Genomic DNA, 16,854 nt, shown 5'->3' on the forward strand with positions numbered 1-16,854 from the left:
ACGAAAACAAAAAAAGCGAGGGTCGCCTTGGTTAAGATTCTAAGAAAAAGGCAGCTGGCGGAGACCGTCTACGAGTTTGTTTTGGAAGCGCCGGACATCGCCCGGAAAGCCCGGGCCGGACAGTTTGTTATCATCAGGACGGACGAAAAAGGCGAGCGAATTCCGCTGACGATTGCGGACTTCGATCGAGACGCGGGAACCTTAGAGATTGTTTTCCAGGTTGTCGGCAAGACGACCGATATGCTGGCCTGCTGCTATGGCGAAGGCGACAGCCTGCTTGACCTGGCCGGACCCCTCGGCAAACCCAGCCACATCCCAACCGGGGAAAACATCATAGTTGTCGGCGGGGGCGTCGGCATCGCGCCCGTCTATCCGATTGCCAAAGCTTTTCACCAGGCCGGAAATCAGGTCACCGGTATTGTCGGCGCCCGTACGGAGGGTCTGCTTATCCTGGAGGAAAAACTGGCGGCGGTCTGCGACGATTTCCACATCATGACCGACGACGGAACAGCTGGTCGCTGCGGACTGGTCACCATGCCGCTAACGGAGATCCTGCAAGCCAGGAAGGATATTGATTTAGTCGTCGCCATCGGGCCGGGCATCATGATGAAGTGCTGCGCCGACGCGACGCGGCCGTTCGGAGTCAAGACGGTCGTCAGCTTAAACTCCATTATGGTTGATGGGACCGGCATGTGCGGCGCCTGCCGCATCGAGGTCGGCGGGGAAACCAAGTTTGCCTGCGCCGACGGTCCGGAGTTCGACGGCCATCTGGTTAATTTTGACCAACTCGGAATGCGTTTACGCGCCTACGTCGATAAGGAGAAAATCGCGCTTGACGGTTACCTGAAAGAAAAAGGAGAGGGCTGCGCATGTCGGAGATAAAGAAACCCGCGCCCACCCCGAAAGCGCCGCGGACGGCGATGCCGGAACAAGACGCGAAGAAACGCGCCGGGAATTTTGAGGAAGTCACGCTCGGCTATACCGAGGAGCTCGCGCTGAAGGAAGCCGCCCGCTGTTTGGGCTGCAAGAAACCGCTGTGTCGGCCAGGTTGCCCGGTGGAAGTGCAGATTCCCGAATTCATCGGTTTGATTAAAGAAGGCAAATACGCCGAAGCGGCGCGGAAGATTAAAGAGAATAACGCACTGCCGGCGGTTTGCGGACGCGTTTGTCCGCAGGAAAAGCAATGCGAAAGCACTTGTATCTTAGGCAAGCGGTTCGAGCCGGTCGCCATCGGACGGCTGGAACGTTTCGTCGCCGATTACGAACGGGAACACACGGGCAAAGAGCCTAGGGCGAAGAGCCTAGGGCGAAGAGCAAAGAGCCAAGAGCAAAAAACAAAGAACGGCAAAATCGCGGTAATCGGGTCGGGTCCGGGCGGTTTGACCTGCGCGAGCGACCTTGCGCGGATGGGTTATGAGGTAACGATGTTCGAGGCCTTGCACGAGCCGGGCGGCGTGCTTGTTTACGGAATCCCTGAGTTCCGTCTTCCAAAGGCGATCGTAAAGAACGAAGTCGAATATATAAAAACCCTGGGCGTCGAGGTCAGAACCGATGCCGTCATCGGCAACCTGTTTACGATTGAAGACCTGATGAAAGACCAGGGTTACTACGCCGTGTTCATCGCTAGCGGTGCCGGTTTCCCGATGTTCATGAAAATCCCGGGAGAGAACCTGAACGGCGTCTACTCGGCCAATGAGTTTCTGACCCGGGCCAACCTGATGAAAGCCTACCTATTCCCGGAGTACGACACCCCGATTAATATCGGCCGGAATGTCGCCGTTGTCGGCGGAGGCAATGTGGCCATGGACAGCGCGCGCGTCGCCATGCGGCTAGGGGCCGAGAACGTTTATTTGGTCTACCGCCGGAGCATGGAAGAGCTGCCGGCCAGAGCCGAAGAGGTTCACCACGCGCAGGAAGAGGGCATCGATTTTCACCTTCTGAACAATCCCGTCGCCATCATCGGCGGCGAAGACGGCGCCGTTAAAGCCATCAAGTGCATCCGGATGGAGCTGGGCGAACCCGACGCCAGCGGCCGCAGGCGTCCCGTCGAGAAACCGGGCAGCGAGTTCGAGCTGGAGGTAGACACCGTCATTATGGCCATCGGCACGAGAGCCAATCCTCTGATCGGCAACTCCACGCCCGGTTTGGAACTAACCGACCGGGGCTATATCGTGGCGAACGAGGAGACCGGAGAAACCACGCTGCCGGGCGTTTTCGCCGGCGGCGATATAGTCACCGGCAGCGCGACGGTCATCGCGGCCATGGGGGCCGGCAAGAAAGCCGCGACCGCCATCGACAAGTATCTTCAAGCAAAATAGACTCACATACAGCCTGCCTGCCGCAGGCAGGCTCGCCGCCTACCATCGTTAGCGCTTTGGGGTCAGGCCCTTTCTTCTTTTGCGACGGGCCTGACCCCGTGTTTCAAGTCGCTACGGCGAGCAAACAATGCTCTCCGCTCGATTCGTGGAATGCCTGCCTGCCTGCCTGCTCGACCTAAATATTCTTCGACTGAGCGAAGCGAATGGAGAAGTTTCCCTCTCCCCTCCGGGCCTGCCTGCCGGTAGGCAGGGAGAGGTTAGGTGAGGGGGCCAAGGACACATTCCCGGGAATGTGTCCTAGTCGGTTTTTGTTTCCGTATTTGCGCAAGTTTGGAATTTGTGTAGATGCAAGATAAACTAAAAGACAATGTTGTTGTCCGCGAGGAGGCTGTAATGTCGAACCTGCGCAAGTTAACGGTGTGGTCGTTAGTTTTTCTAATGGTGCTTATTCTGGTGGGCTGTACCTCTGACGTAGCTAATAACAAAGCTAGCACGCCCAGCAAATCGGTTTCGACGGGCGCGGCGACTCAAGAAGCCGCCGTTTCAGCGGCCAAAGACACGGCCGGCCAGACCGGTCAGGGAACGATTCCAAACACGCCGAAGCTTATCAAGACAGCCGACGCGACCATCGAGGTTGGCAAGGGCGAATTCGAGAAGAAGTACGAGGCGGTCAAAAGGATCGCGGGGCAATTCGACGGTCACGTGACTAACGCTAATGCGACTCGCGAGAAAGGCGTTATGACCAGCGGTACGGTGACCATGCGCGTCCCCGCCAAGGAGTTTGACAACGCTATCGCCGCCATCAAGAAAACCGGTACGGTGGATAGTCTCAACATTAAATCCGACGACGTATCCGAGGAATACGTCGACTTGGAAAGCCGCCTTAAGAACTATCAAGCCCAGGAAGCCCAGCTTCTGGCGATCATGGCCAAAGCGCAAACCGTAGACGAGACGCTTAAGGTTCAAGAGCAGCTAACCGCGGTTCAGGGCGAGATCGAAGTTATCAAGGGTCGCATGCAATACCTTGATAACCGCGTGGATTTCTCGACGATAACAGTTACCGTTCAGGAACCGGGTGCGGTCGTACCGCCCAGCGACGAGTGGGGCTTCATGGACGCGCTGCGGACTGCCGGTAAGGCGTTTTTGTGGACCATAAACGGGCTTATTATAATAATCGGCGCCACGCTGCCTATCATAATTCTGATCGCGCTGAGCGTACTCTGCCTCCGCTGGCTGATCCGCCTCAGGCGCCGGAAAAACAACCCGCCGGTCAGCAAATAGGTGAAGGTTGTCATTGTTTGTCCCGGCTGGCCGGGCAAGGTAAATAAGTGGCACGGTATTTTCGTAAAGGAACAAGCTCTTAATCTGGTCGACCAAGGCATGGATGTTTCCGTCGTCACGGCCCGAATCTTCCGCGAAGACCCTGTCTTCGTACAGGAAGGACCCCTTAAAGTCTACCGTTTCAGGTTTCCGACGGAACAAAAGATACTGGCCGAGTACGAATATATCCCGGTTATCAGGATGTGTTTCTATGTCGCGTCCGCCATCCTGAAGGTTTGGCGTGTCGCCCGCCGCGACCGCGTCGATCTCATCCACGCCCATTGGGCGATTCCGACCGGCTTCCCTTCGGTCATAGCGGGGATGCTGGTGCGGCGTCCGGTCGTGTTGACAGCACACGACAAAGACATTTCCACAATGGCGGACGCGAACCGCGCAGTAAGGATGCTGATACATTACACTTTGCGTAGAGTAAGCCGTATTATCGCCGTAACCGAAACCGTCCGGCAAGAGATCATAAAGAGGTTCCCCGACGTTGATACGGACAAGATAGATGTAATCCCGCTGGGCATAGACCACGATCTTTTTATCCCGATGCCGCGCCGGGAAGCGCGCCAAGCGCTGGACTTGCCGCAAGACAAGAAAATATTGCTCTTCGTCGGGGGCTTGTTGGAAATAAAGGGCATCATGGTTTTGATGGAAGCGGCGCCTCATATTTTGCCGAATCATCCTGAGGCCAGGCTGATAATCATCGGCGACGGACCGCTTAGGGGAGAAATAGAAGCCATCATCAAGCAGCACAAGCTAGAAAAACAAATATCGCTATTAGGGCCGAAACCTCATGAGGAGCTGCCGCAATGGATGGCCGCCGCCGACGCGTTTGTTTTACCCCACCTTCCTAGCCAGGGTCTGGGCATGGTCAGCGCCGAAGCTTTGGCGATGCGATTGCCCGTCATCGTTTCGAATGTGGCCGGTTTCCCGGAAGTCATAACGGACGGTTATAATGGTTTGTTGATTGAGACAGGAAGAACGGAGGCGGTTGTCGAGGCGGTGGAAAAGATTCTAACAGACAAGAAGCTGCTCGACGACATGCAAAAAAACGCGAAACTCGACCCGGTCTATGATCTAAAAGTAACTGCGGAAAGAGTAAAAGCGCTATATGGAAAGGTGCTAGGAAGTGGCTAAACAGGACACACAACGCGATTACCGGGACAAGACCGTCATTATCACGGGCGGAGCGGGCTTTATCGGCTCCAACCTGACAGACGCCCTCGTCGGACACGGCGCCAAGGTCACCGTTTTTGACAGTTTCGTCAACGGCAAGATGGAAAACCTTAGCGAATCGTTGGACGGTTGCGAGATTATCACCGGCGACGTTCGCGACGCGGAACTCGTCGCGTCACTCTCAGATCTATCCCCTGACTTTATATTCGATCTGGCGGCGACACCGCTTCTCGTTTCGTTTGAAGACCCGTATTATGACCTAACGGTTAACGCCGGCGGTTTCATCAACATCCTTAGTCTAGCTAGAAAATCAGGCGCCAAAATCGTGCGGGCATCAACGGGCAGCGTTTACGGCAACCCGGAGTACCTGCCAATGGACGAGGCTCATCCGCTTTTGCCTATCTCTCCCTACGCCGTCAGCAAGTTGGCGGGAGAGCATTATGCGAATATCTATAAGGAGACCTATGGTGTCGAGGTCTGTTGTCTGCGGTACTTCAACGTCTATGGGCCCCGTCAAGCGATGACGGAAGAAATGGGTGTCGTCCCGATTTTCATCTCTCGTCTACTCAGCGGCCAGCCGCTTAATATTTATGGCAGCGGCCAACAGAGCCGTGATTTCTTACACGTAAGCGATGTGGTAGCAGGAACCTTGGCTGCCGGCTTATCGACCAACACGCTCGGAAAAGTTTTTAATATCGGTGGTCTTAAGCGCGAGGTCAAGATAATTGAACTTGCTAACATCCTTGGAGAGTTGCTAAACGTAAAGCCAAAAATGGTTTTTCGTGACGCTAAACCAGGAGACATTGCGCGACTAGTCGCCAAAAGCGATTACGCGAACCGGGTTTTCGGCTACCTTGCGCGTGTTGAGCTGGAGGACGGCTTGCGCGAATATATTGAATGGTTTAAGTCGCGCGAAGTTTCCGCTCGTCCGTAATCCAACTAGCGGCCGCCAGCAGATCATCAGCTACATAGTCAGGCCTCTTGTCGGCCGGCAGGCCGGCCAGCTCCTCTAGCCCGTACCCCGTCTTAACAAGAACCGTCCCGCAGCCGGCGTTCTTTCCCGCGATAATGTCGGCGGCCTTGTCTCCGACCGAGAACGAACCGGCCAGATTAAGATCTAAATCCTTGGCGGCCCGCCTTAAGAGCCCCGCTTCGGGCTTGCGGCAATCGCAGACTGTCCCGCGTCCACCGCCGCCGAACTCCGGATGATGAGGGCAATAGTAGTATCCGTCGACGCGCGCCCCGAAGGCCGCGAGTTTTTCGCTTAGAACTTCATGTATCTTGGCAAGCTCTCTTTCATCTATGTAGCCGCGGGCGATGACGGACTGGTTAGTCGCGACGAGAACCTTGAATCCGGCCTTGTTTAACATGACAATGGCTTCGGAAGCGCCGGGGATAAGTTGAACCTGAGAGGGTTTTGTTAGATGCCCGACATCTTCGATTATGGTTCCGTCGCGGTCGAGAAAAACGGCGCGGTTAGTCATTTGGAACGCGGTCGCTCATTTATCGGAACCGAATATCTCTTCCTCAACCAGGTGGCAGACGATATGTCCGACCGTGATGTGCGCTTCCTGGATGCGCGCGGTGTCCGCTGAGGGGACGACAAAACAAATGTCAGCCAGGTCGGTAAGTTCCCGGCCCCCCTCGCCCGTAAGGCAAACGATGCCGGCGTCGTGTTCCTTGGCGGCCACGATGCCCTTGAGGATATTCGGTGAGGCTCCGCTGGTGCTGATGGCGACAACCACGTCTCCGGGCTTGGCCCATAGTTCGACCTGGCGGGCAAAAACGTTCTCAAACCCGGAGTCGTTGCCGATGGCCGTTAGGATGGAGGTGTCGGTCGTCAACGCCACGGCCGGCAAGCCAGCCCTGTCGAACCGGAACCGGTTAACAAACTCGGCCGCGAGGTGCTGGGAATCCGCCGCGCTGCCGCCGTTGCCAAACAACAACACCTTCCCGCCTTCCCGCAACGCCGACGCTATCATGTCGGCGATACCTGCGATGACAGACATTTGGCCGTCAATCATGCTCTGCTGTATCCCGATGCCTTCCTCGAGAATCCTCCGGATGGTCGTTTCCTTGTTTTTTACGTCGCTCATGGCACCCGCCAGGTTTGTAGGCCGCTATGCTCAAAACTGAAATCGATAATCTGTCCGCCCAACGATTCAAGCTTCCGTGCGATCAAGTGTTTCTTGTCAAAAGGACAGTAAATCAACAGATAGCCGCCGCCGCCGGCGCCTAATAGCTTTCCGCCCAACGCGCCTTCCTTGCGAGCGGCGTCGTACAACCCGGCGATCTCATCGTTCGCTATGTCTTTGTCCAGCCTCTGTTTCTCTTCCCACGCTACGTGCAGATATTCGCCGAATTCATCCAAAGAGCCGGTCAAGAGGGCGTTTTTCATGGTAATCGTATGTTCCTTTATCTTATCCAGCGCGTCTACGACGGATGGCTGCCGCTCCACGTAGGCGTCTATCTGGCGGCCAAGGATGCCGGCGGAGCGCCTGGTATGCCCGGTGTAACACAGAAGGAGGCGGTAATTAAGTTCGTTCAACACATCCTGACTGATACGCAAGGGATTGACCACAACCGACGACCCGTTGAACTCGATAAAATTGAACCCGCCGAAGGTCGCCGCGTACTGGTCCTGCATGCCGCCCAGGATTCCCAGGTCCAACCGCTCAATTTCATACGCCAGCTGGGCGATCTCATAGTTGTTCAAACCGAGTTTCTGCCAGTGCTTGAACAAACCGATCAAACACACCATGAGCGTCGAAGACGAACCAAGGCCCGAACCGGGCGGGGCGTCACTATGCAAAAAAAGCTTTAAACCTTCCTTAATACCGAAATGTCTGATGATGGATTTGATGAGATCCAGGTTGCCGTCGTAGATCAGGTCGTCGTGGGTATGATACTTAACGACGACGTCATAATCGAGCGAGGTTATTTCGATGCCCGTATCGGGTCCGGATTGCAGCGTCGCGTAGGCGTATTTGTCGATGGTCGCCGACAGGACCACGCCGCCCTTTTCCGCCGGGTAGGGCGGAACATCCGTGCCGCCGCCGCAGAAACTGATCCTTAGCGGCGCCTTGCTTCTAACGATCATAAGCCTTCCTTCACTAGTTCCTCAAGCGCCTTGGCGTAATCGCCGGGCGTGCCGATGTCGATAAAATATCCATCAGTCTGGTACCCGAAGACCTTTCCGCCGTTTTCTATGATCCGTGGTAAGACCTCTCTCTCGAAAGAAACTTGCTTACCTGCCGGGATAAGGGCCAGAACCTTCGGTTCGATCACGTAGACGCCCCCGTTGATTATAGTATTCCTCGCTCGGCCCGTTCCACATTTCTCGGCAAATCGGGTGATTCTACAGTCGTCGTCCATTTCTATTGTGCCATATCGCGAGCAATCATCCACCCTCGTTAAAGCGACAGTTACGTCGGCTCTTTTTTGTCGATGAAAGGCAAGTATGGCCCGGTAACTCAAGGCCAAATATGTGTCCCCGTTGAGCAGCAGAAAGGTATCGTCGATCAAATTTGCAGCCAGTTTGATCGCCCCGCCGGTTCCCATCGGTTTATCCTCCACAGAATAGCTGATATTGAGCCCTGAACCGACACTATCGCCGAAATACGCGGTGATAGTGTCGCTTAGATACCCGACGCAGAGGATGATATCGGTAAAACCGTCGCGTCGAAGCGACGTCAGAAGATATTCCAGGAACGGCTTGCCGTTAACTGGCGCCATGGTTTTGGAAACGTCGCTTATCGCGGGCCGGAGCCTCGTCCCGAAACCCCCGGCCAGGACTAAGGCTTTGTGGCGCATTCGATCCACGCTCTGCCGATGCCGATTACCAGGGCTTCTTCACCGGGGGCAAGGTCGTCGGCCGGAGCAACGTTGACCTTGTCCCAGTCTGCTTCTTCCCACCGGTTGTCCGCCGAGATTCTTCTCAAATAATATTGCTCTGAAAACTTGAGCGAGCCTTGCGCGATCAATGAGTCAAGGTACTGATTCTGACCGAGCGGCACGGTAACAAACATTTTTCCGTCCGGCGTCAGACACTCCTGCAGGTTCGTGATAGCCCGCAAAAGTTTTGGCGGATCCTTCGGCTCTTCGTCCCAACCGATATGTTCAAAGGTCGAAACGCTGACGATAAGATCGTAAAGCTCCTGAGGTTTGAAATCGGCCGCGTCTTCGTTGATAACCCCGTCGACAAGTTCGTATTTATCCAGGACGTCATGGTCGCAGGAGACATAATATGACAGAACGTTGCCGACCTCGAGAATCCTTTTATTCTTATGTTGTTCGACCACCTCAATAGCGAGAGGGACTTCTACCGCCCTCTCATTTCCCCAGGTCGCGCTGTACATATGGTATAGGTAGCTGTAATCTTTGCCCCTGAAGCGGAAGGTCCTGTTCCTTCGGAAAGTCCGCCAGTAGAACTGAAGAAAAGGGTTGACGATCAGGATGTTCAAGGCCGTTTTAACGGTATTGATAAACCCCGTTTTCCGAATCAGAGCCATGAACCGTCGCCAGGGACGGTTCTTTATATCCGACAAATATTGCTGGTTGTGTGCCAATTTGGCGCCCCTATTGTGTTGTATAATAGGCGTTGCGCGGACTCAAAACAAGTTGAGCCAGCTGCTTATTTGTTAATAAATATTAACATGCGAGGATTATTGAAGACACTTATTGTCACCGGAGACGCTCATAAGGGAATGGCGCACGGCATAAGTCTGCTGGCGAACGCCTTGCTTGAGGAATGCGATGTGGCTGTGCTGACGCCCAAGGGAGCGATTGTCGATTATCTGGACCCAAGGGTGGAAGTGGTCATCTCCGACCAGCCGACCAGCATGTTCAGTTTGAAAGTACTGAAATTCTACCAAGTGGTCAGGTTGGTTAAAAAAGTAAATCCGGATGTCATACACATCCAGTCCGCTCACCCCTGGCCTACCCTGGCGATGCCCTTTCTGCGGCGCTATCCTATCGTGGTAACGATTCACGATCCTGAAATCGACCCGGGCGCCAAGCTGCGCGGCGTTATTCAAAAGAGCTCGGATTATTTGACCAGGATTGCGGATAGGATAATCGTTTTCGGGGAAAATCTTAAGAAAATGCTGGGTGAGCGCAGTGTGGACGAAGCCAAAATCAGGGTCATACCGCATGGAGACTACGCGTTTTTCTGTCAATGGCAAGACGATAGCATCGCCCGGGAAGAGGCGATACTTTTTTTCGGCCGTATAATCGGCCGCAAAGGCTTGGAATATCTGCTGGACGCGGCGCCGCAGATCTTTAAACGGTTCCCCCGGCTGAAGATCATCATCGCGGGCGAAGGCGACATGGAAGCATACAAAGATAAACTTTCGCCGGCGGAAAACTTCGAGGTCTTCAACGATTATATTCCCGACGAGCAGGTCGCGGAGCTTTTTCAACGGTCCAAGCTGGTTGTTCTTCCATATACCCAGGCTTCGCAAAGCGGTATCGTGCATATTGCCTTCGCCTTCGGCGTACCCGTGGTCGCGACCGATTTGGGAAGTATTCCGGAGGTTGTACGGCCGGGAGAGACCGGTCTGTTGGTGCCTCCCCGGGACGCTCCGGCGATCGCCGAAGCCGTCATTGAACTCCTGGAGGACGAGGACAAACGACAAACCATGAGCGTGGAAGCTTTGCGGAAAATGGAGCAGGACTGCTCGTGGGACGACATCGCGAGGAAGACTTTTGATGTTTATAAAGAGATAATGGCTACAGTCTAAGCCGGAAAAAGTTGCGAAAAGGAGCCAGGAATTGGGCAACGTGAAATTGAAATATGATGGTGAGCGACCGGTGTTCGAAAAAGAAGCAGACGGGCTGCACGGTATCTTTACCCGGCATAAGGCCCGGTACAAATTCATCGTCGAACAGTTAACAGCCAACGGCAGTTGGGGCAAAGTGCTTGATACGGGTTGCGGCACAGGCCACGGTTCGCACATCCTGGCAGAAGCCGGCTGTAGCGTTATCGGAGTAGATATTGCACCGGACGCGATCGAGTATGCTCTAAACCATCGGGAACGCGACGACATAGAATTCCTGGTCATGAATTGTGAGAAACTGGATTTTCCGGAAGAGAGTTTCGATGGCGTCGCCTCAGTCGAGGTCCTGGAGCATGTACCCGACTACGAGTCCTATGTAAAAGAGATAAGCCGGGTTCTAAAGAAAGGCGGCCGGTTTGTTTTGACGACGCCGAATGTTGACTACCCCGGTGCGTTCGGCATTACGACCAGTCACTACCACGTCAAGGAATTCACCTACGACGACCTGATGGAAACCTTGCAACCTCATTTTTCCAAAGTCGAGATTTACGGGGAGAGTGTCAGCGATCCCGCGGTGATTAAATGGGAGAAAGATTTTAATAACGTCCGCGGCAAGCTGCCGGGCCGGTTCAAGTTGATCATGCGCAGGGTGATGCCTCAGTTTCTTTCCAGCTTCATCCGTAGACGATTGGTCGGACCGGAGCCCAAGCTGGCCGTAGAGGATGTCGTCTACTCTCCGGAAGACGCCACGCTGAAAATGCAATTCGCGGTGGTCTGCACGAAATAGCCGCTGTGAAAAAAGAAAGAACTAGAGTTTCTACTTAATTTCAGGATATCCGGCGGCGGGCTTGGCAAAAAGATAACCCTGCGCGAAGTTAATGCCGAGTTTCTTCAGAGCGTCCAACTCTTCAGTCGTTTCGACAGCTTCGGCTATGACTTCCGCCCCGGCTTTTTCGGCAAACTTCTTGATGGTTGCGGCGAGTTCCCGTTTTACGTCGTCCTTATCAATATTCCTTACGATATGGCCGTTTATTTTGACATAGTCCGGCCGCGTATGGGCGATTAACTCCAATCCCATGTAATAGCCGCTGCCGGCGTCGTCGACGCAGAGACCTAAACCGTTGTCTTGCACGGCCGTCAACGCCTGTTGGAATGTTGCCGGATCGTAGGTCATGTAGTTCTCGCTGAGGTCGAACATGACGTTCTTTGTTTCAATCCCGTACACGCCCCTCTTTAGTCGCTCGACCATGTTGGGAAAATCCGGGTCGCTAATGGCCAAGGGGTGCAGATTGATGAACATCTTTCCCGGCGGCATGTCCTTGGCTTCCCGCAAGGCTAGTTCCCGGCAGACTCTATCCAACCGGCTCGCCAGGTCGCCTTCGATAGCCAGCTTAAAAAGGTATTCCGGGTGCTCGAGGTCACCCGGTCCGCGGCTTAGCGCTTCGTAGCCGATCACCCGGTTCGCCTTGATGTCAACGATCGGCTGAAACACGACGGTTATCGTCTCGTCCTCCAACGCCGCGCGCAGGAGGTCTATTTCGACTTCTTTCTTATCCATTTCCCGTTCGGCGGCGTGGGACCTTGCGGTTTCCAGCGCTTCGGCGAGGATAAGGTCAACCGGCCGGCCCGGTATGGATTCTATCAGAGCCACGCCCGAAAGTAAGTGAATCTTCCTGTAGATACTCTGATCGACCGTGGAGCGTAGTTTGTCGCGCAGACTCCGCACGAGACGGTTGCGAATGGTCAGCAAATCCTCGTAGGCGATCGTTTGGTTCTTTCGCGGAGGAGACATGATTATCGCGTATTCGTTTCCGTTGCGCATAACCGCCGTAATCGTGTCATCGGCTCTGATCACTTTACCCTTGAAGGTTTGGAGAATGCTCGCGATGTGGTTCATAAGATGCTCGAAAGCGGCGTAGTTCAAAGAGTCCTGAAGCCTCGGGGTTTTTTCCAGCTCAACATGGATCAACCCGACCTGGGTGTGAGAGGCGAGTGTTTTTTCGATTTCCGAGATAACCAGCGAAACCGTCGGCAGTCCCGTTACGCCGTCATGCAAGAGCAGCCGCATCTTATCGTTCTCGACGCTCATAACGCGAACATTAACCCAGTTCATGAGCAGGCTTTTGCTGTTCTCACGGTGTTTCTCAGCGGGTGATTCTTTGGGTGGTTTGGCCAAGATCGTCTCCCTACAATGAATGTAACGCTATATTTTTGGCCTGAAACAAACTAAAAGTCAAACCATTCCGCGAGATATTTATTCTGCTAACATAGAAGTCATGAGGAGAGAAGAATGCAGGTAGGAATCGTAGGACTTCCCAACGCGGGCAAATCAACGCTATTTAACGCTTTGACCAAGGCGGGGGCGCAATCCGCCGCCTATGCCTTTACGACAATAGAACCCAATATCGGCATGGTCGACGTGCCGGATCCTCGCTTGTATAAGATCGCGGAGCTTGAAGGGTCGGCTAAGATCACGCCCGCGTCGGTCAAATTCCTGGATATCGCCGGATTGGTGCGCGGGGCCAGTAAAGGCGAGGGGCTGGGGAACCAGTTTCTGCACAATATCCGGGAAACGGACGCCATCGCGCATATCGTAAGATGTTTTGACGACCAGAATGTATGCCATGTCGAGGGCCGCGTGGCGCCGGGTGAGGATATCGATATCATTAACCTGGAGCTAATGATGGCTGACCTGGCGACGGTCGAGAAGCGTTTGGCGGCGGCGGCGAAAACACTGCGGGCCGGGGATAAAGACGCGGCGCGCGAGGTCGCGACGCTTGAGAAAGCTCGGGACCACCTGGATAAGGGATTGACCTTGCGCAGCCATGATTTTGACGACAAGGAGACGGCTTATCTAAAGTCTCTGAGCCTGCTTACGCTGAAGCCTGTTATTTATGTCGCCAACATCGGCGAGAACGCGATTGGCGAAGATGGCAACCCTTATGTTAAAGAGGTTGAGGAGAAAGCGGCGGAGGAGAAAGCAGTGGTCGTTGTACTGCCCGCCGAGCTTGAAGAAGAGATGAGTCAGTTGGCCGACGAGGAAGCGGCCGAGTTCATGCGGGACATGGGCATCGAGGAATCGCCGCTGGACGCGTTTATTCACGCCTCATATAAGTTGCTGAAGCTGATCACCTTCTTTACGGGCGGCCCTACGGAGGCGCGCGCCTGGACGGTCGTCAAAGGGACCAAGGCGCCCGAGGCCGCCGGGAAGATCCACACCGACATGGAGCGCGGGTTTATCAGGGCGGAGATTGTCAGCTTCGAGGACCTGGAAAAGTTCGGCTCGTTCAACGCCGTCAAAGAAAGCGGAAACCTGCGGCTTGAAGGCAAAGAGTACGTAATCCGCAACGGCGACGTCGTCTACTTCCGCTTCGCCGTCTAGAAGCATAAAATAGACTCGCATGCAGCTCGCGGCCTACCATCGTTAGTGCTTTGGGGTGCTTTGGGGTCAGGCCCCAAAACCAGAGCTTCGATAAGGGGCCTGACCCCATGTTCTGACCCCGTGTTTCAAGTCGCCTCGCCGAGCAAACAATGCTCTCCGCTCGAACAGCGATTTGTCTGCATGCTCGACCTTATTGTTAAAGCATTCCTCTCCCCCGCGGGGAGAGATAGGTGAGGGGGCCATCCATCATTGCGGGGAGCGTGGCGAATCGGCAATCTAATCAGGGTTGTCGCATCGCTCCTTGGGGATGGAAAGGAAAGGTGCCCTTATAGTTGTGTCATTGGGCGACTGTCGTTATAATTAGAAAGTTATTCACCATTACGTTCGCGTCGTAAGACGCAGGAGGTCGTACGTTTGAAGGACTATGAAGCGATGGTCATACTCGATCCGGACATGGAAGACGAGAAGATTGAGGCTTCCGTCAGCAAGATCGAGGGCTTGATCAAGAAGAACGGCGGGGAGATCGAGAAGGTCGACCGCTGGGGCAAACGCAAGCTTGCCTACCCGATTAAGAAACGGCCCATGGGCTACTACGCCGTCCTCTACTTTAAAGGTAAGGAAGACGGCATCAAGGAAATGGATCGCGTCATGCGTATCTCGGACGATGTTATCCGCCACATGATCGTCGCCAAGGAAGTTTAGGTAACATGGCCGACATCAACCGCGTTGTACTAACCGGTCGCTTAACCAGGGACGTTGAACTGAGAACCATACCCAGCGGCACATCCGTCGGGCAGTTCGGCCTGGCGGTAAACCGGCGTCGTAAAAACGACGCCGGGGAATGGGTTGAGGAAGCGAATTTCTTCAACATCGTTGTCTGGGGACGGCAGGGCGAGAATTGCGCCAACTACATTCACAAGGGAAGCCCTGTAGCAGTGGAAGGCCGGTTGCAGAGCCGCAGCTGGGAAACGGAAGACGGACAGAAACGGAGCGTCGTCGAGGTCGTCGCCGATAATGTCCAGTTCCTGGGGTCTCGAGAAGGCGGCGGCGGCGGACAGCAAGACGGCGGATTTAAGGAAATCAATAGCGGCTCAGAAGCCGACGTACCGTTTTAAGTGAAGGAGAAGAAGTTAGTGGCAGACCAGTACGTCAGACGGACCTATAAGAAGTATTGCCAGTTTTGCCGCAAGAAGGTCAACTGTATCGACTATAAAGACCTAGGCACGCTCCAGCGTTATATCTCCGAACGGGGCAAGATCAAACCCCGCCGGACCTCGGGCAACTGCACCCAGCATCAAGCGATGCTGGCCGTCGCGGTCAAACGGGCGCGCGAGATGGCTCTTATCCCCTACACCGTCCAGAAAACCCGCGAGGGTAGGGACAGAGGCAGGGGACGGGACAGGGATTAGTCCGCCATGGCTAAAAAGCCGCGGCAGCCCCTGTTCTCGGTGGACGATGCTCTTAACTTAAGCCGCCGGGAGATCATCGAACTCCACCAATCCTATCTGAACACTACGCTTGTAAGCATGTTCAAGCTTCTAGATTTCGACAAGAAGTTTGTTAAAGCCGAGGGCGTTTTTTTATGGGACGAAGACGGCAAGCGCTACATCGACTTCCTGGCCGGTTACGGTTCTCTTAACGTCGGCCACAACAATCCCGAAATTCTGGCGGCGGTCGATAAGGTAAACAGCCGCCCGAACATCCTGCAGGCTTCCCTGGGCGCGATGCCCGCGGCCTTAGCGCATAATCTGGCGGTCATCAGCCCTGCCGGTCTGAAGCATAGTTTCTTCTGCAACAGCGGCACGGAAGCCGTTGAGGGCGGCCTTAAATTGGCGCGTCTGGTGACCGGGCGGCATAAGGTCGTCAGCGCGGTCGGGGCTTTTCATGGCAAAACTCTAGGTTCACTTTCGGTATCCGGGCGTGAGAAATATAAGAAACTCTTCCGCCCGCTCCTGGAAGGCTGTTATGTGGTCAAGTTTGGTGACGAAGCCGCCTTGGATAGGGCGCTGGACAATAGGGACGTCGCCGCCTTCATCGTCGAACCAATCCAAGGCGAGGCGGGAGTGATTCCGCCGCCGCCGGGCTACCTTAAGAAAGCCGCCGAGATTTGTAAGAAGTATGGCACGTTGTTTATAGTCGACGAGATTCAGACCGGGCTTGGGCGCACCGGCGATATGTTTGCCTGCGACCATGAGCATGTCAAACCGGACATTATGTTGTTGTCCAAGTCCCTGGGAGGCGGCGTCGTACCGATCGGCGCCATTCTGACGACGGCAGCTCACTGGAAAGCGGCCTATGGAACGTTTGACAAGGCTCTTTTACATACATCAACCTTCGGGGGGAACGCGCGAGCCTGTGCCGCCGGCATAGCGGCGGTCAACTATATCATTGATAACGGATTGACTGAGCAAGCTAAGCAGAAGGGCGCGTATCTCCTGAAAAAGCTACAAGCCTTGCAGGCGGATCATCCGATGATAAAGGAAGTCCGCGGGCGCGGGCTGCTGATCGGTCTGGAGTTCAAAGAGCCTTTCAAGGGGTATGTCGACAAATTCACCGGGGGCGCGTTGAACAAGCTCTATCACGAATATTTCGCGAGCCTGGTCGCCAGCCAGCTGGTTCAGAAATACGGTATCGTGACCGCGTTTACGCTTAATAATCCGAACGTTTTAAGGTTCGAGCCGCCGCTAACCATCGAGTACGAGCAATTGGATATCTTGGTTACAGCCCTGGACGATATCTGTGGACGTAACAAGACGCCCGGCCGTATGCTTGTCAGGGCTGGTCAGACGTATGCCAGGCGCGCGGCGTCCCGGCCGAAAAAAACAATAAAATCCGCGAAATAACATCGATTGGCCTTAAAAAAGCTCTTAAAATA

18 protein-coding genes are annotated in these 16,854 nt (G+C 54.6%); 12 read left to right on the top strand and 6 right to left on the bottom strand.

Translation table 11 applies throughout. From position 1 onward, the window contains the following. Positions 1-27: 27 nt before the first annotated feature. The 5 genes from WC891_03760 (at position 28) to WC891_03780 (ending at position 5,754) form a co-directional block, all read left to right on the top strand. Complete coding sequence (locus WC891_03760; protein MFA5867066.1) at positions 28-882, top strand: sulfide/dihydroorotate dehydrogenase-like FAD/NAD-binding protein; 855 nt, start codon at positions 28-30, stop codon at positions 880-882. Continuing rightward, positions 870-2,318: an NADPH-dependent glutamate synthase gene (gene gltA, locus WC891_03765; protein MFA5867067.1), complete on the top strand. Its 1,449-nt coding sequence runs from the start codon at positions 870-872 to the stop codon at positions 2,316-2,318. Before WC891_03760 ends, gltA begins: the two co-directional genes overlap by 13 nt. Before the next feature lie 393 nt (positions 2,319-2,711). Beyond that, entirely contained in the window at positions 2,712-3,599 is an 888-nt protein-coding gene (locus WC891_03770; GenBank protein MFA5867068.1) for a DUF4349 domain-containing protein, read from the top strand. Beyond that, the gene (locus WC891_03775; protein ID MFA5867069.1) at positions 3,600-4,781 is read left to right on the top strand and encodes a glycosyltransferase; all 1,182 of its coding nucleotides are present in this window, start codon (positions 3,600-3,602) and stop codon (positions 4,779-4,781) included. It begins immediately after the preceding gene. Then, the gene (locus tag WC891_03780) at positions 4,774-5,754 is read left to right on the top strand and encodes an NAD-dependent epimerase/dehydratase family protein (GenBank protein MFA5867070.1); all 981 of its coding nucleotides are present in this window, start codon (positions 4,774-4,776) and stop codon (positions 5,752-5,754) included. Before WC891_03775 ends, WC891_03780 begins: the two co-directional genes overlap by 8 nt. Here WC891_03780 and WC891_03785 read toward each other — a convergent pair. Genes WC891_03785 through WC891_03805 form a run of 5 tightly spaced genes read right to left on the bottom strand, consistent with a single transcriptional unit; the run spans position 5,723 to position 9,331 of the window. Continuing rightward, positions 5,723-6,304 carry an HAD-IIIA family hydrolase gene (locus WC891_03785; protein MFA5867071.1) on the bottom strand — a complete coding sequence of 194 codons (582 nt, stop codon included), beginning with the start codon at positions 6,302-6,304 and terminating at the stop codon, positions 5,723-5,725. The two genes, WC891_03780 and WC891_03785, sit on opposite strands and share 32 nt — an antisense overlap. A gap of 15 nt (positions 6,305-6,319) precedes the next feature. Then, positions 6,320-6,916, bottom strand: a complete 597-nt coding sequence (locus WC891_03790) for a D-sedoheptulose 7-phosphate isomerase (GenBank protein ID MFA5867072.1) — start codon at positions 6,914-6,916, stop codon at positions 6,320-6,322. After that, positions 6,913-7,920, bottom strand: coding sequence for a GHMP kinase (locus tag WC891_03795; protein MFA5867073.1), 1,008 nt, complete (start codon positions 7,918-7,920; stop codon positions 6,913-6,915). Before WC891_03795 ends, WC891_03790 begins: the two co-directional genes overlap by 4 nt. Beyond that, entirely contained in the window at positions 7,917-8,633 is a 717-nt protein-coding gene (locus WC891_03800) for a nucleotidyltransferase family protein (protein ID MFA5867074.1), read from the bottom strand. The genes WC891_03795 and WC891_03800 overlap by 4 nt, the downstream gene beginning before the upstream one ends. Further along, entirely contained in the window at positions 8,615-9,331 is a 717-nt protein-coding gene (locus WC891_03805) for a hypothetical protein (protein ID MFA5867075.1), read from the bottom strand. Before WC891_03805 ends, WC891_03800 begins: the two co-directional genes overlap by 19 nt. Positions 9,332-9,487: 156 nt before the next feature. Between WC891_03805 and WC891_03810 the strand changes: the two genes are divergently transcribed. Both WC891_03810 and WC891_03815 read left to right on the top strand, forming a co-directional pair. Beyond that, on the top strand, positions 9,488-10,561 hold the full coding sequence (locus tag WC891_03810) for a glycosyltransferase family 4 protein (GenBank protein MFA5867076.1): 1,074 nt from the start codon (positions 9,488-9,490) through the stop codon (positions 10,559-10,561). Positions 10,562-10,601: 40 nt separating this feature from the next. Continuing rightward, a complete protein-coding gene (locus WC891_03815) occupies positions 10,602-11,384 on the top strand; it encodes a class I SAM-dependent methyltransferase (protein ID MFA5867077.1) in 783 nt (260 codons plus the stop codon). 30 nt (positions 11,385-11,414) lie between these two features. Here the strand turns inward: WC891_03815 and WC891_03820 are convergent, their stop codons facing one another. After that, positions 11,415-12,773: a bifunctional diguanylate cyclase/phosphodiesterase gene (locus WC891_03820; protein MFA5867078.1), complete on the bottom strand. Its 1,359-nt coding sequence runs from the start codon at positions 12,771-12,773 to the stop codon at positions 11,415-11,417. 114 nt (positions 12,774-12,887) lie between these two features. Here WC891_03820 and ychF point away from each other — a divergent pair, with 114 nt between their 5' ends. The 5 genes from ychF to WC891_03845 all read left to right on the top strand — a co-directional run bounded on the left by ychF (position 12,888) and on the right by WC891_03845 (position 16,822). Beyond that, positions 12,888-13,979 (top strand): redox-regulated ATPase YchF, encoded by a 1,092-nt coding sequence (gene ychF / locus WC891_03825; protein ID MFA5867079.1) that lies wholly within the window; start codon positions 12,888-12,890, stop codon positions 13,977-13,979. 414 nt (positions 13,980-14,393) lie between these two features. Further along, positions 14,394-14,681, top strand: a complete 288-nt coding sequence (rpsF, locus tag WC891_03830) for a 30S ribosomal protein S6 (protein ID MFA5867080.1) — start codon at positions 14,394-14,396, stop codon at positions 14,679-14,681. 5 nt (positions 14,682-14,686) lie between these two features. Continuing rightward, a complete protein-coding gene (ssb, locus tag WC891_03835; protein ID MFA5867081.1) occupies positions 14,687-15,094 on the top strand; it encodes a single-stranded DNA-binding protein in 408 nt (135 codons plus the stop codon). A gap of 18 nt (positions 15,095-15,112) precedes the next feature. Then, entirely contained in the window at positions 15,113-15,388 is a 276-nt protein-coding gene (gene rpsR / locus WC891_03840; protein MFA5867082.1) for a 30S ribosomal protein S18, read from the top strand. A gap of 6 nt (positions 15,389-15,394) precedes the next feature. Beyond that, positions 15,395-16,822, top strand: a complete 1,428-nt coding sequence (locus WC891_03845; GenBank protein ID MFA5867083.1) for an aspartate aminotransferase family protein — start codon at positions 15,395-15,397, stop codon at positions 16,820-16,822. The last annotated feature ends 32 nt before the right edge of the window (positions 16,823-16,854 follow it).

It is taken from the genome of Actinomycetota bacterium, from assembly GCA_041658625.1.
Lineage (GTDB): Bacteria > Actinomycetota > JAHEXW01 > JAHEXW01 > JAHEXW01 > JBAZZW01.

Coding starts and splice junctions, on each gene's coding strand:
- gltA (MFA5867067.1), top strand. CDS start 870: ATGTCGGAGATAAAGAAACCCGCGCCCACCCCGAAAGCGCCGCGGACG.
- WC891_03770 (MFA5867068.1), top strand. CDS start 2,712: ATGTCGAACCTGCGCAAGTTAACGGTGTGGTCGTTAGTTTTTCTAATG.
- WC891_03785 (MFA5867071.1), bottom strand. CDS start 6,304: ATGACTAACCGCGCCGTTTTTCTCGACCGCGACGGAACCATAATCGAA.
- WC891_03790 (MFA5867072.1), bottom strand. CDS start 6,916: ATGAGCGACGTAAAAAACAAGGAAACGACCATCCGGAGGATTCTCGAG.
- WC891_03795 (MFA5867073.1), bottom strand. CDS start 7,920: ATGATCGTTAGAAGCAAGGCGCCGCTAAGGATCAGTTTCTGCGGCGGC.
- WC891_03800 (MFA5867074.1), bottom strand. CDS start 8,633: ATGCGCCACAAAGCCTTAGTCCTGGCCGGGGGTTTCGGGACGAGGCTC.
- WC891_03805 (MFA5867075.1), bottom strand. CDS start 9,331: ATGGCTCTGATTCGGAAAACGGGGTTTATCAATACCGTTAAAACGGCC.
- ychF (MFA5867079.1), top strand. CDS start 12,888: ATGCAGGTAGGAATCGTAGGACTTCCCAACGCGGGCAAATCAACGCTA.
- ssb (MFA5867081.1), top strand. CDS start 14,687: ATGGCCGACATCAACCGCGTTGTACTAACCGGTCGCTTAACCAGGGAC.
- WC891_03845 (MFA5867083.1), top strand. CDS start 15,395: ATGGCTAAAAAGCCGCGGCAGCCCCTGTTCTCGGTGGACGATGCTCTT.